The organism is Pantoea sp. SORGH_AS_0659, assembly GCF_031453915.1.
In the GTDB taxonomy this organism is placed as follows: Bacteria; Pseudomonadota; Gammaproteobacteria; order Enterobacterales; family Enterobacteriaceae; genus Pantoea; species Pantoea leporis.
This window is the reverse complement of the sequence record NZ_JAVJAK010000003.1, coordinates 372,069-385,809: the sequence shown is the minus strand read 5'-3', so window position 1 is coordinate 385,809 and position 13,741 is coordinate 372,069. Positions and strand designations below refer to the sequence as shown.

At 55.4% G+C, this 13,741-nt stretch carries 14 protein-coding genes; 6 read left to right on the top strand and 8 right to left on the bottom strand.

Going from position 1 to position 13,741, the window contains the following annotated elements; translation table 11 throughout:
* Window positions 1–12 precede the first annotated feature (12 nt).
* On the top strand, window positions 13–915 hold the full coding sequence (locus Q3H59_RS22950) for an alpha/beta hydrolase (RefSeq protein WP_192413103.1): 903 nt from the start codon (window positions 13–15) through the stop codon (window positions 913–915).
* Here the strand turns inward: Q3H59_RS22950 and Q3H59_RS22945 are convergent.
* The 4 genes from Q3H59_RS22945 to Q3H59_RS22930 all read right to left on the bottom strand — a co-directional run bounded on the left by Q3H59_RS22945 (window position 912) and on the right by Q3H59_RS22930 (window position 5,462).
* Window positions 912–1,619 carry a cysteine hydrolase family protein gene (locus tag Q3H59_RS22945; protein ID WP_101761567.1) on the bottom strand — a complete coding sequence of 236 codons (708 nt, stop codon included), beginning with the start codon at window positions 1,617–1,619 and terminating at the stop codon, window positions 912–914. The two genes, Q3H59_RS22950 and Q3H59_RS22945, sit on opposite strands and share 4 nt — an antisense overlap.
* Window positions 1,612–2,922, bottom strand: coding sequence for a cytosine permease (locus Q3H59_RS22940; RefSeq protein WP_222183440.1), 1,311 nt, complete (start codon window positions 2,920–2,922; stop codon window positions 1,612–1,614). The genes Q3H59_RS22945 and Q3H59_RS22940 overlap by 8 nt, the downstream gene beginning before the upstream one ends.
* Entirely contained in the window at window positions 2,915–4,363 is a 1,449-nt protein-coding gene (locus tag Q3H59_RS22935) for an amidase (RefSeq protein ID WP_192413108.1), read from the bottom strand. The genes Q3H59_RS22940 and Q3H59_RS22935 overlap by 8 nt, the downstream gene beginning before the upstream one ends.
* Window positions 4,364–4,562: 199 nt before the next feature.
* The gene (locus Q3H59_RS22930) at window positions 4,563–5,462 is read right to left on the bottom strand and encodes a LysR family transcriptional regulator (RefSeq protein WP_192413109.1); all 900 of its coding nucleotides are present in this window, start codon (window positions 5,460–5,462) and stop codon (window positions 4,563–4,565) included.
* Window positions 5,463–5,559: 97 nt separating this feature from the next.
* Between Q3H59_RS22930 and Q3H59_RS22925 the strand changes: the two genes are divergently transcribed.
* The gene (locus Q3H59_RS22925; protein WP_192413110.1) at window positions 5,560–6,612 is read left to right on the top strand and encodes an SDR family oxidoreductase; all 1,053 of its coding nucleotides are present in this window, start codon (window positions 5,560–5,562) and stop codon (window positions 6,610–6,612) included.
* A gap of 39 nt (window positions 6,613–6,651) precedes the next feature.
* Here Q3H59_RS22925 and Q3H59_RS22920 read toward each other — a convergent pair whose 3' ends face one another.
* Both Q3H59_RS22920 and Q3H59_RS22915 read right to left on the bottom strand, forming a co-directional pair.
* The gene (locus Q3H59_RS22920; protein WP_008106908.1) at window positions 6,652–6,987 is read right to left on the bottom strand and encodes a multidrug efflux SMR transporter; all 336 of its coding nucleotides are present in this window, start codon (window positions 6,985–6,987) and stop codon (window positions 6,652–6,654) included.
* Between the two features lie 48 nt (window positions 6,988–7,035).
* Window positions 7,036–7,371: a DUF417 family protein gene (locus tag Q3H59_RS22915; RefSeq protein ID WP_309837481.1), complete on the bottom strand. Its 336-nt coding sequence runs from the start codon at window positions 7,369–7,371 to the stop codon at window positions 7,036–7,038.
* 457 nt (window positions 7,372–7,828) lie between these two features.
* Here Q3H59_RS22915 and Q3H59_RS22910 point away from each other — a divergent pair, with 457 nt between their 5' ends.
* Window positions 7,829–8,899, top strand: coding sequence for an ABC transporter substrate-binding protein (locus Q3H59_RS22910; RefSeq protein WP_192413111.1), 1,071 nt, complete (start codon window positions 7,829–7,831; stop codon window positions 8,897–8,899).
* A 93-nt stretch (window positions 8,900–8,992) separates the two neighbouring features.
* Here Q3H59_RS22910 and Q3H59_RS22905 read toward each other — a convergent pair whose 3' ends face one another.
* Window positions 8,993–9,781 carry a sulfite exporter TauE/SafE family protein gene (locus Q3H59_RS22905; protein WP_192413112.1) on the bottom strand — a complete coding sequence of 263 codons (789 nt, stop codon included), beginning with the start codon at window positions 9,779–9,781 and terminating at the stop codon, window positions 8,993–8,995.
* Between the two features lie 117 nt (window positions 9,782–9,898).
* Here Q3H59_RS22905 and Q3H59_RS22900 point away from each other — a divergent pair, with 117 nt between their 5' ends.
* Complete coding sequence (locus Q3H59_RS22900) at window positions 9,899–10,669, top strand: helix-turn-helix transcriptional regulator (protein WP_192234726.1); 771 nt, start codon at window positions 9,899–9,901, stop codon at window positions 10,667–10,669.
* 119 nt (window positions 10,670–10,788) lie between these two features.
* Here the strand turns inward: Q3H59_RS22900 and Q3H59_RS22895 are convergent, their stop codons facing one another.
* The gene (locus Q3H59_RS22895; protein WP_192413114.1) at window positions 10,789–11,667 is read right to left on the bottom strand and encodes a LysR family transcriptional regulator; all 879 of its coding nucleotides are present in this window, start codon (window positions 11,665–11,667) and stop codon (window positions 10,789–10,791) included.
* Between the two features lie 122 nt (window positions 11,668–11,789).
* Between Q3H59_RS22895 and Q3H59_RS22890 the strand changes: the two genes are divergently transcribed.
* A complete protein-coding gene (locus Q3H59_RS22890) occupies window positions 11,790–12,641 on the top strand; it encodes a Vmh family MBL fold metallo-hydrolase (protein ID WP_309837476.1) in 852 nt (283 codons plus the stop codon).
* A 126-nt stretch (window positions 12,642–12,767) separates the two neighbouring features.
* Window positions 12,768–13,655, top strand: a complete 888-nt coding sequence (yddG, locus tag Q3H59_RS22885; RefSeq protein ID WP_309837474.1) for an aromatic amino acid DMT transporter YddG — start codon at window positions 12,768–12,770, stop codon at window positions 13,653–13,655.
* Window positions 13,656–13,741: the final 86 nt, after the last annotated feature.

The following is a 13,741-nucleotide window of genomic DNA, read 5'->3' as shown; positions in this document are numbered from 1 at the left end:
TGAGGAGCTGCCATGGAGCGCCGCCATTTTTTGTCGTATCTCACTCTTTCCGCGCTGACAGTGCGCAGCGGGCTAATCTGGGCTGCTTCGAAACGCGTAACAACTCAAATCTTGCCGCTATGGCCAGATTTACCGCCGGGCGGTGGCGGTCCTGCTGGCGATCTGGTGATTTCTACCAAAGGCGCGCAGCGTAATATCGTACAGCCCACACTCACCTTATTAACGCCGCCCTCGCCTAATGGTCGCGCGGTATTGATTGCCGCAGGTGGCGGCTATTCGCGCATTGAAATGGGTAAAGAAGCCTGGCCTGCCGCAGCCTGGCTGACGGCGCGCGGATATACCGTTTATGTGCTGAGTTATCGTTTACCGCATGAAGGCTGGAAAGATGGTGCGATGGTTTCACTGCAGGATGCACAGCGCGCGCTGCGCCTGGTGCGGCAACGGGAAAAATATGTCAGCGTGTTGGGCTTTTCCGCTGGCGGTCATCTGCTCGGTATGACGGTCACGCGAGCAGATTTTCGATCTTACAGGGCAACCGATACCCTGGATAACCTGCCCGCCACGGCCGATCGCGCGGCGCTGATCTATCCCGTCATCACGCTGGAAGCGCCTTACACCCACACTTCAACCCATAAAATGCTGGTTGGCAACCACGCGCCCGCCAGTGAAAACGCCGCATGGTCAGTGCAGGAGTTTGTCAATCCGCAATCGCCGCCCTTCTTTCTGGTGCAGGCAGAGGACGATCCGATCTCCGATCCGCATAACACGCTGATTATGTCTGACGCCTGTAAGCGTGAGCATGTGCCGGTTGAGATGCATCGCTACAGCAGCGGCGGACATGGATTTGGTATGGGCAGGCCCGGCACGCCGACCATGGCGTGGCCAGAGCACTATGAAAAGTGGTTAAAGAGCTAATCCACCTCAACCGTTTGCTTGCTAATTAATCCCGCCAGCAGGGTCTGCGAACTGGCTACGGCACCAAAAATCCCGCCCTGCATATGGATCATGCTGAGCGCCGCTTCGTGGTGTTTCAGCTCCGTCGCCGCGCAGCAATCTGACAACACCAAACACTCAAAGCCGCGATCGTTAGCCTCGCGCAGTGTGGTGTGGACGCAGACATCAGTGGTGATGCCGCTGATGATCAGATTGCGAATGCCGCGGCTACGCAGAATCAGTTCGAGATCGGTAGCGTAAAACGAGCCTTTGCCCGGTTTATCGATGATGACTTCTCCCGGCAATGGCGCCAGTTCCGGGATAATTTCCCAGCCCGGTTCACCGCGCACCAGAATGCGCCCGCACGGACCGGGCGCGCCGATTTCCGCCTGCATGCGCCTGGATCGCCAACGCTTATTTGCGGGCAGATCACTTAAATCCGGCCGATGCCCTTCGCGCGTATGGATGATCGGGAAGCCCAACTCGCGCATCGTTGCCAGCACCTGCTGCAGCGGTTTGATAGGCGCGCGCGTTAAGGCAATATCGTAGCCCATGCTATCGACGTAACCGCCTTTACCGCAGAAATCGGTTTGCATATCGATAACGATCAGTGCGGTATCCTGCGGGCTGCAGCGACCGTCATACGGCCACGAGTAAGGGGTTGAATCAATGGCGTAATCAGGCATTTTTTTCCTCCATCACCGTTACTGTGCTTTCACCTTTTAGTTTCACAATCAGCGTATAGCTGGCGGCAGCAGTCACCAGGCCAATCACCGCTTCACCGAACTGTGGGAAGGCGATGTGCGCAATCACCGCACACAAGCTACCAATCGCCCAGGCGGCAAAGGCGCTACCGCGCATGCGGCGCAATTGGCGCTGTTCGCTGATTTTGGCCATGAAGATCAAATCGACAATCATCACCGCGCCAAACGGCGGCACCACGATGCCGAGCAAGCTCAGCCATTCGAGGAAATAGGACCACACGCCAGCCAGCGCCAGCGCCCCGCCAATCACGCCAAGGATCACCGTCCACAGACGCATTTTGCTGCTGAACAGATGACTAAAGCCGACTGCGCCGTTATACAGACAGTGCGTACACACCGAACCGAGATTGATAAACACAAACAGGAAAGCAATCACCGACAGCAGCATGCCGTGCCCCATTAGCATTGGCAGGAAGTTGCCGCCGTTACTCGCCGGATCAACCGCCGCGCCCACCGCCACAATCACCACGCCAAACAGATAAGAGATAACGTTCGCCACCGGGAACGCTGAGAACGCGGCAATCACCGCCGATTTACCGTCTTTTGACCAGCGGGTGAAATCTGCCGTCATGGTGCCGGAATCGGCGAAACCGGCCACCACCATGGTGACGGCGGTGCCCATGCTCATTGCGCCCACTGCGCTGCTGCTGCCGGTAAACTGCGTGATGGTGCTGAAATCGTGATCCTTACTGATCAGCCACAGCGCCACCAATCCCAACACCACGAACAGCGGCGCAGCGATCATGCCGAGCACGGACAATGCGCGCACGCCGAGGAAGGTGATGGCGGTATACAGCACCATGGCAAACGCCGTCACCGCCAGCGCATTCCAGCCAAAGGTTTGGTTGATCACCGTGCCGGTTAACCCGGTCTGGAAGGCGTACCAACCGATCACTACAGTAGAAAGGAAGCCCGAAACCAAAATGTAGCCTTTGGTGCCAAAAGTGCGTTTCGCCTGCAACGCGAAGTTCATGCCGGTATTACCGGCGAACCAGCTCAGCGCACCCACATAGGCAAACAGCACCAGATTTCCCAGCAGAATGGCAATCAGCGCCGGCCAGAAGCCGAGATGCCAGGTAATGATGCCGCCAAATAGCGCATTGGTGAGGATCATCGGGAAACCAAACCACACCGCCGACACCGAACCCGTCGAGTGGCGATGGCTGAGCGGAACCGGTTCATGCTCGAACTCCTGCTCTAAAGCCGGTGAATTTTTGTTAGTCATGGGCAACTCCGATTGAAACAGGTGTGATGTGATTCCAGGGTTGTATGCGCTCGAACGCGGCACTCGCCGCCAGCACCAGGCCATCGTCCAGATGACGACCCACGATTTGCATGCCAATCGGCAATCCGCTGGCGGTAAAGCCCGCAGGAACAGACGCCGCCGGTTGGCCGGTGAAATTGAACGGGAAGCAGAATGAGAGCCAGTGATCGCTGCGCACCATGCGGCCATCGATGATCTCGGGTCCCTGCATATTGAGCGGGAACGGCGGCACCGCCAGCGTCGGCGACAGCAGCAGATCGTAATGCTGCATGAAGCGCCACATCTGGTTACACAGCTTTTTGCGTGCGGTATTGGCGTCGGTAAAAGTTTCAGCGCGCCAGTCATGTTGCAGCATGGCGCTGAGATGCGGTGACATGCGTGCACCCAATTCGGCGTGCATGTGACGCATGCCGGTGAGATCGCTCTCAAAAGCCACCAGCGCGGCAAAGGTGGCACATTCATCGGCGATACCGGGATCGACTTCATCCAGTTCAGCGCCAAGCTCACGGGCAAAACGACGCGCGGCGTGCGTGACAATGTCACGCACTTCGGGATCAATGGCAATGTAGCCGAAATCCGCGCTGAAAGCGATGCGCAGACCGCTCAGCGGTTTTTCCAGCGAGGCCAGCCAATCCACGTCGTTGCAGGGAATCGAGTGGCGATCGCGCATATCTGGCCCCGCCATCACCGACATCATCAGCGCGCTGTCGCGCACCGAACGCGTCATCGGGCCGATATGCTCCAGCGACTCCCAGCTGGAAACGCCGGGATAACGCTCGTCGCGACAGCCCGGCCATAAGGGTACGCGCCCCATCGACGCTTTCAGGCCAAACACGCCGCAGTGCGCGGCGGGAATTCTTACCGAACCGCCGCCGTCGCTGCCCAGCGCAATCGGACACAGGCGCGCCGCCAATGCCGCTCCGGAACCGGCGCTCGATCCGCCCGGCGTTTTAGAGAGATCCCACGGATTACGCGGTGATGGAAACAGTGGATTGTGCCCAACGCCGCTATAGCCAAACTCCGGTGCGGTGGTTTTCCCCAGCAGCACCGCATCGGCCGCCAGCAGGCGCTCAACGGTGATGTCATCTTCTTCCGGGACAAAATCAGCGTAGGCATGCGATCCAGAAGTGGTTTTCACGCCTGCGGTACAAATCAAGTCTTTCACCGCCAGTGGAACGCCCGCCAGCGCCCCCAGCGTTTCGCCGCGCGCGCGTTTTGCATCAACAGCGGCCGCCTGTTGCAGCGCCAGCTGTGGCGTAGCGGTACAAAACGCCTGAATCTGCGGCTCGCGCTGCTCCATGCGATTGATGGCGGCTTGCGTCACTTCCTGCGCCGAAACGTCTCCGCCGCGAATTAACGCCGCCAGCGTAGTGGCATCTTCATCCAACAGTGCATCAAACATGCGAATACTCCCGATTTATCACTTATCGGAAACGTTGCAGTTTGCGTGCCAGAAAATTCCATAAACGAGGGCGCTAGCGGCCAGGCCAGATGGGATACGCTCTTGGATACAAGATCGAATACTTATGTTTCTTTACAATGCAGCGGTTGCGATAGGAAGCACGAAAATGGCGCAGTCTTGCGCCACCATGGAGAGCGGCTTAACCGGCCGCAGGAATTAACGCATCCACAACCTGTTCGATCACTTCCACCACACGTTTGACGCGCAGCGGGATAAAGCGCGCATCGGGGAATACCGCGTAGAGAAAACGGTCTGGCAGACGATATTGTGGCAAGATGCGTACCAGCGAACCTGATTTTAATGCCTCCTGCACCAGCGGTAACTGCATGCCCCCGACGCCGATGTCCGCCTGCAGCGCCTGCAACAACCCTTCGCTGCTGTTGGCGCGAAACACGGTATTCACGGTTAGCGCGACGGTTTCCTGGTTGGATATCAGACGCAGCGGTGCCTGTTTGTCGATACCGCTAAAGCGAACATGCGGATGCGCGGCCAGCTCTGCCAGCGAGGTAATCGGTGTTGCGCGTACCCGCTCAGGCGCAGCAAACAGCGGCGTTTCAATACGCGCCAGTAATCTCGCCGGAAACATCTCCGGCGGCATTTCACTCAGGCGCAACGCGATATCCACGCCTTCACTCACCAGTTCGGCCACGCGATCGTCGAGCGCGATGGTCAGATGCAGTTCTGGGTTCGCGCGTTGCAGCGCCAGCAAAGGCGGCAGCAAGCGCTGGCCTAATCCGCTGGGTAATTGGATATGCACGCTGCCTTGCAGCGCTTGCTGCGCCGGGCGCAACTGACTTTCAACGTCCTGCATCGCGGCCAGCAGCGGCTGCATCTGCTGTAAGTATCGCTCGCCCTGCTCGGTCAATTTCATCGCACGCGTGGTGCGGTGCAACAACACGATGCCGAGTTCTTCCTCCAGCGCCGCGATTTGCTGGCTCACGGCGGATTGCTTCATCCCGCTCAGGCGCGCTGCTGCCGAAAACGATCCGGCTTCCGCCACGCGAATGAAGGTATTGATGGCATTGAGTTTATTATTCATTTAATGATTTTTCTGATAAGTGGCATCTGGATAGTGGGATATCAGCAATAAAAATAATAGATAACACTGTGCCTGTCTTGTTCACAGGAGAATCATCATGTCGAAAACACATCACGTCGCGCTGGTCGCGGGCGCAACCGGCATTGTCGGTAGTGAGTTGGTAAAAACACTGCGTCAGCAGGATTGGCAGGTGATCGGCCTGACGCGCCAGCCTGCAATCTCAACGCAGAATATCCCTTTCATCCATGTCGATCTGCTGGATGCGCAGCACAGTGCACAGGCGCTGGCCCCGCTCAATCAGGTCACGCATATTTTCTACAGCGCCTGGCTGAATGCAGCCAACTGGCGTGAAATGGTCGAACCCAACGTGACCATGCTGCGCAATCTGGTGGTTAACATCGATAAAAGCGCGCCGTTGCGCAGCGTTAGTTTGATGCAGGGATACAAAGTGTATGGCGCGCATCTGGGAGCGTTCAAAACGCCCGCGCGTGAAAGCGATCCCGGCGTCGCGGGAGCCGAATTCAATGCGCAACAGCTGCGTTGGCTAAGTGACTTTCAGCGCGGTAAAAGCTGGCACTGGCACGCCTTGCGACCCGGTGTGGTCGGCAGCGCGGTACCCGGTAATGCCATGAACCTGGCGCTGAGCATCGCGCTCTACGCATCTCTGTGTAAATCTCAGGGCTTACCGCTACGTTTTCCCGGTTCATCGCACGCCTGGCACAGCATGGTCGATCATACCGATGCGGGATTACTCGCGCAGGCCACGCTGTGGGCGGCCAATGCGCCCGGCGCGCGCAATCAGGCTTTCAACGTTAACAACGGCGATTTATGGCGCTGGAGTGAGCTGTGGCCTGCGATTGCCCGCTGGTTTGAACTGGAAAGCGCGCCGGCGGTGAATCTGTCGTTTTCTCAGCTGTTTCAGGATTACCGCGCGCTATGGCAAACCATCGCTATAGAACATCAGCTGATAGAGCCAGATATCTTGCAGCTGAATGATGGGCAGTTTGCCGATTTTGTTTTTGGCTGGGATTACGACATGTTTGGTGATGGCAGCAAATTACGGCGCGCAGGTTTTAACGGCTATCAGGCGACGGATGAGATGTTCTTTGCTCTGTTTGCGCAATTACGCGCAGCACGCATTATCCCTTAACGCTAACAGGGAAGCCTGTGCTCCCCTGTTATTACTTCATTAATGCAGAATGGTTTTGGAGAAAACCTGAATCACCACAATGCCTAACCCGATTAACATCAAGCCCGCCATTGCAGCGAAATCCAGTTTCTGGTTGTAGAAAAAATAAGACATGACCGACACCAAAAATATACCCATTCCGGCCCAGATAGAATAAGCAATGCCGACATTCATCTGTTTAACCACTTGAGATAATCCATAAAATGAAATGGCATAACCTATTACCACAACCACGCTGGGAATAAGGCGTGAGAATCCTTGCGAGGCCTTCATCATGGTTGTGGCAATCGTCTCAGCGACGATGGATATCGCCAGTATCACGTAAACATTATTCATAAAGCCCTCTTAAATGCCCGAGAGTAAACACGCGTTATAGCGTAGCGGTTAGAGGTTGTTTTTCCAACGGATTAAATCGCGCTTCAGTAACGTCAGACCAATCGCCACCACCATGATATCTTTAAAAATAAACGAATCGAGTCCGCCTAACTGCGGTAACAGGCTCAGCGTGACTAACCCGGTGAGAATCAACAATCCAGCGCCTATCATGCCTAAATCCGGACGTTTAAAACCCGCAATAAGCAGAATAACCGTGATGAGTTCAACCACACCAAGAAAATAGCTGCTGCCATGCAGGCCAGGGAAGTAGGGAAAAATACTCAGCCATGTTTTGGTAAAGATGGGTTCCAGAGCCTGAACTTCGAATTCAAACCACTTCGCCATACTAAAACCAGGAAATAATAATCACCGATAATCGCAATACCATCAGTTCTTTGCTCGCGTGGAAATAGACCACTCGTGAAATTCAGACTTGATTAGCTGTTGTCAAAATAAACTCTTCAGTGATTTATGCAGCCAGCTCAATAAGAAATGAGCTGGCATAAAGTCATGGTTCATGATCTCGATTACATCTCAACGCTGTCGTAATAGGTAGCGGGCGCTGACACATCTGCTGCGTCACGGGCCGTCCTCGCGCCGCCGGTCCGTCAGGCAGACGAGCGAAGTGAAGGTACCGCGCAAGCGGCGCGAGGACCGCCGGACCAAAAGTGACTTCGGCCTGCGCACTCGTCGCTGGCTTAACTGACAAACATGAGGCCATGTATTGTGATGTTAAAAACAGCCATATCTCCGCTCACTTAATCGCTATATACTCCGGTGCATATCGAATTCAGGAGCTTTTATGCATACCTCTCCTAAGCGGATTATTCTGGCGGAATTACTCACTCTCACCTCGTTTCATAGCTATGCCAGCCGCATCGTCACCGATCAAATTGGTCGTCAGGTGGAGATTCCGGACAGGATTGATCGCGTAGTGGTGCTGCAGCACCAAACTCTGAACCTGCTGGTGCAGCTCAACGCCACCGATAAAATCGTCGGGATTTTGGCGAACTGGAAGCAGCAGTTAGGTGAGGGTTATGCGCAATTAGTGCCGGAACTGACGCACAAAGCGATGCTCGGTGATTTGACGCATGTCGATTTGGAAAAGCTGGTGGCGCTGCATCCGCAGGTGGTGTTTGTCACCAACTATGCGCCGAAAGAGATGATCGACCAGATTTCTGCCCTGGGCATTCCGGTACTGGCGATTTCACTGCGTCACGATGACGCCGGTCAGCAAGGCAAAATCAATCCCAGCATGCAGAATGAAGATCAGGCTTACGATCTCGGTATTAAGGAAGGGATCACGCTTATCGGCAAGGTGGTTAATAAGCCAAAGCAGGCGCAGGCGCTGATTGATGCCGCCTTTGCCGGGCGCAAAATGGTCAGCGACCATCTGAAAAATCTGCCTGAGCAGCAGCGCGTGCGCGCCTATATGGCGAATCCCGACCTCACCACCTACGGCTCGGGCAAATATACTGGCTTGATGATGGCGCATGCGGGCGCATTGAATGTCGCTGCCGCGACCGTGCAGGGTTTCAAACAGGTCAGCATGGAACAAGTAGTGGCGTGGAACCCGCAGGTAATCTTCGTGCAGGATCGCTATCCCAACGTGGTGCAGGAGATCCAGCAGGATGCGCGCTGGCAAACCATTGATGCGGTGAAAAATCATCGGGTGTGGCTGATGCCGGAATACGCCAAAGCGTGGGGCTATCCGATGCCGGAAGCGATTGGCCTCGGAGAGCTGTGGATGGCGAAAAAGCTCTATCCGGAAAAATTCCGCGACATCGACATGCAGCAGCAGGCTGATCGCTGGTATCAGCGCTTTTATCGGACGCACTATCATGACAATGCTAAATATTCTGACAGCCGGTAGTTTGCGCGCGGCGTGGCCGGATCTGGTGGCGGCATTTATCTCTTCAGCCACAGCGCAGCTCATCTTGTACCAGCATGGCTTCCAATCCACGGTTTAAACCGCGATAGCCAACAACACCATGCACAACAGCAGCACATAGACACGCGCATGCCAGACATCGGGCACCGCCGGAATACAGCGCCGGGCAAACAGAATTCCTAAAAATCCGGCGACCACCAGCAGCAACAATATCTTCAGGCTGATAAAGCCGAGATAACCGCTGACGGGAATCTGCTGCCAGCCGCTGATGGCGTAAGTTATCGCGCCAAAAACGGCGACCGGCAGCGACAGCGGATTGGCCGCGCTGACGCAGTCGCGCATGGCATAACCATGACGCCGCAGCAGCGGCACGGTCATTACGCTGCCGCCAACGCCGAGCATGGCGGCGATCACACCAATCACTGTGCCGCCCGCGCTGACGGTCAACCGTGACAACCTTCGCGGTGCAGTGCGGCTAATGAAGCCTTTCCGCAGCAGGCAATCAGCGATAGTCACCATCATGTAAAGCATAAACAGCCTGCGCACCCAAATGTCGCTCATCACGCCCGCCAGCCACGATCCCATCACCGCTCCGAGCGCGATAAAACAAATTAGCGGCAAAAAAGGAACATCATGCAATTTGCCAGCCCGCCAGTTTTGATAACTGGCCCAGCTGGCGTTGAAAATCATCACGGCGGTCGAGGTCGCCACCGCGATATGCATCGCCTGAGCCGCCAGTAACGGCTGCTGCGACAGCAGTTGATAGACAAACGGCACCACGACAAAACCGCCGCCAAAACCAAACAGCACCGTGGTGATGCCGGAAGCAAAACCCGCCAGCCCAATAATTAACAGCTCGCTCATCGCCTTTCTCTGCATCATGAAAAGAGTAATGTAGCTTACGCAGCAAGCTGCCCACTTCCCATTTGTGCAGCGCTCATTTACCCTTGCAAATCAGTCAATTTGCGGTGGATGTCGGGGATGCGAAATAGCCACATTGATGAATACGACCATATTGATCGTGACGTGGTGGCGCTGGGCAATGACTACGCGCAGAGATTTGTGCTGCCAGAGCATCGCCATCGCCGCGCGCAGCTGCTGTATGGCGCAACGGGTTTGATGCACGTCGCAACGCAGGCGGGCGAATGGGTGGTACCGCCGCAGCATGCGGTGTGGATTCCGCCTGACACCGCGCACAGCGTTAAGTTTGTGGGTGTTTCTACGCGCAGTCTGTATATCGAGCCGGTTTGTGCGGCAGCTCTGCGTGAAAGCGATCGCTGTCGCGTCATCAGCGTCTCGCCGCTGCTGCGACAGCTATTGATTGAAGCCGTTGATTTACCGCTGTTATACGCATCCGATCGCGATCAATCTCTGATGCAGTTGCTGCTGCTGGAGCTTGCGGCGATGCCTGCACAGGAATTCGATATTCCACTGCCGCCACATCCGGCGCTGTTGGCGCAATGCCAGAACTTCTTACAAGCACCAACCATTCACGACCCGGCCGATCGTTGGGCCAACACACTGTTTATGAGTCCCAGCACCTTCCGCCGCCATTTCCTGCAGCAGACCGGTTTGTCTTTTTCCGCCTGGCGACAGCGCGCCTGCGTGGTGACGGCGCTGGCGTGGCTGGTGGCGGGCAAATCCGTTAACGACGTGGCGCTCTCGCTCGGCTATGACAGCAGCTCCGCTTTCTCCACCATGTTCCGTCGCGTCACCGGTCAGGCGCCATCATTTTACATCGACCATAACTGAGCAAAGTTTCACCACTCATTTGGCGATTTCAGGCTGAAATCGGCTTTCTGAGGATACGATCTCATGCATAACACACTGAAAATAATCTAATTTCTTTTGAAACAGATACGTGTCGAAATTCAGTCGGTTAACTGCTGCTGCACCGCATCTAAAAACGCCCGCAGCGCCGCCGGTTGCCGTTCGCGTGACATGTAGAGGCCATAGATCGCCAGCGTTTTTGGCTGATAAGCCGGCAGCACGGTTTGTAGCTTTCCATTGTCGAGGGCGTGACGTGCCTCCATTTCCGGCACCATCGCTAAACCGCAACCGGCAATCGCCGCATCACACAACACCGACGAGATACCGGCGCTGAAATTCCCGTGCACTGCCGCTGAGAGGGTTTCGCCCTGCGCATCAGAAAACTGCCAGCTCTGCCCGGCGAAACGGCTGTAATGCAGGCAATTATGCTGTGCGAGATCGGCAGGCGTTTGCGGCGCACCACGCGCCTGCAGATAGCCAGGCGAGGCGCACACCACCGAAACACATTCGCCTAAACGTCGGGCAATGGCGCCAGGTTCGGGATCGTCGGTAATCCGCACCGCCACATCAATGCGTTCGCCGATTAAACTCACCGGTTGATTATTGATCTCCAGTTCGATACGCACCGCCGGAAAACGCGCGAGAAATGCCGGAATTATCGGGCCCAGAATATGCGTGGCGGTGGAATGTGCGCAGGCGACGCGCAAGGTGCCGTGCGGTTCGCTATCCGCGCCCTGATCGGCAATCTCTTCAGCCAATCTCGCCAGCGCGCGCGATTTTTCGAGGATCTTCTCGCCAGCGGGCGTAATGGTCAGTTTGCGCGATGAGCGGTGTAGCAAACGTGCACCGGCCCACTTCTCCATTTCATCCAGATAGCGGCTGACCATCGGCCGCGAAATATCCAGCGCACGCGCTGCGGCACTTAAGCTGCCCAGCTCGCAAATACGGTTAAATACCGTTGCCGCCGTGACTCTGTCCATATTGGCTCCATCTGATCGTTTTATGAAACTGATCATATCCAGTTTCGGGAATTCTACCAGCCAGCAATTTCTCTACAATAAAGCCCTCAAAGACGGCGAGGTGCCGGATAAAGGAAAATTCGATGAAAATGAAAACGCTAACACTGGCATTGGCCTTTGCCGCTCTGCCAGCCTTCGCTGCGCCGCTGAATTTAGACGTATATAACCCGCTAGAGAACGGCATTTTCCCGGTCTCTTCGACGCTGGTTTCTGGTCCGCATGAAGCGATACTGTTTGATGCGCAGTTCAGCACCAAAGACGGCGAGAAGCTGGTGCAGATGATCAAAGCCAGCGGCAAGAAGCTGACTCAGATTGTTATTACCTCCGGCGATCCTGATTTCTATTTTGGTCTGGAACCCATTGTAAAAGCGTTCCCGCAGGTGAAGATCGTGGCAACGCCGGAGGTGGTAAAACACATCGAAGCCAGTAAAGCCGCCAAGCTGGCATATTGGGGGCCGCAGATGAAGGACGGCGCGCCAAAGCAGTTGTATGTTCCGCAGGTTACGCATGCCACGACGTTTAAAATTGATGGTGAAACGCTGGAACTGCGTCACGCCAATGATTACGCCGCCTACGTCTGGATCCCGGCGAACAAAGCGATTCTAGGCGGCACCGGCGTGGCTTCCGGCATTCACGTCTGGACCGCTGATACGCAAACGCCTGCCATTCGTCAGCAGTGGCGCAATGTGCTGAGCGAGATGCAAAAACTACAGCCTAAACAGGTGATCCCGGGCCATTATCTTGGCGAGCGCCCGGCGGGTGATGCGGCTGTTACTTTCACTTTGAACTACCTGCAAACTTTTGAGAAAGCGCTGCAGCAGCATAAAGGTTCGGCACAGGTGATCGAAACCATGGAAGCCGCGTATCCGCATCTGCCAGAGGAGAGTTCGTTGGATTTGAGCGCCAAAGTGAATACCGGCGAGATGAAGTGGTAAATAATGTTTCAGTGAGTGTGGTCGCCATAAATGGCGACCATCATCCCAGAAGGAAATCCAGCAAATACAAAGCGCGTTTGATTTGATAGGATTTTGGCCCGAATTTGCGAAATAAGGTGGCGGGTCATGCCCCAAAAAAAGGCGACGCTGATTGGCTTGCTGGCCATTCTGCTGTGGAGCGCGATTGTAGGACTGATTAAAAATGTCAGCGAAGGATTCGGCCCGGTGGGCGGCGCGGCGCTTATCTACAGCGCCAGCGCTATTTTGCTGATTTTCACCGTAGGCTTGCCAAAGCTGCGCGCTTTCCCGCGCAGTTATTTGATTATCGGCAGCGTGCTGTTCGTCTGTTATGAACTCTGCCTGTCACTCTCATTAGGCTTTACCCACAGCGGTCGCCAGGCGATTGAAGTTGGCATGGTCAATTATCTGTGGCCAAGTTTAACCATTGTTTTCGCAGTGATAGTGAATCGACAAAAAACCCATCCGCTGATTGTTCCGGGTTTGTTGCTGGCGGTTGCCGGCATTTGTCGCGTGTTGGGCGGCGATCAAGGTTTTTCATTCAGCGAAATTTCCCATAACGTGATGGCTAATCCGTTGAGTTACGGCCTGGCGTTGAGCGGCGCGATTATCTGGGCGGTGTACTGTGTGGTAACCAAAAAAATTGCTGACGGCAACAATGGGATAACGCTGTTCTTTATCCTGACTGCGCTGACGTTGTGGCTGAAGTTTTTGCTCTCACCGCAGCCGCCGTTTGTGCTATCCGCTGAGGTTTGCATCAGTCTGGCGCTTGCTGCGATGGCGATGGGCTTTGGCTATGCCGCATGGAATGTCGGCATACTGCATGGCAATGTGACCCTTTTGGCCGCCGCGTCCTACTTCATTCCGATCATCTCTTCGATTCTCGCCGCCTTTATTCTGCGCTCGCATTTGACCGTCGCCTTCTGGCAAGGCACCGCGATGGTCAGCCTGGGATCACTGATGTGCTGGTGGTCAACGCGGGTGCAGCAAGCATAATGCTTATCCTTAGAACAAAATTAACTCGTTGATCCTTTCCTGCACAGATGGCGATCTGTTGCTATTATAGCGACGCAACACACAGC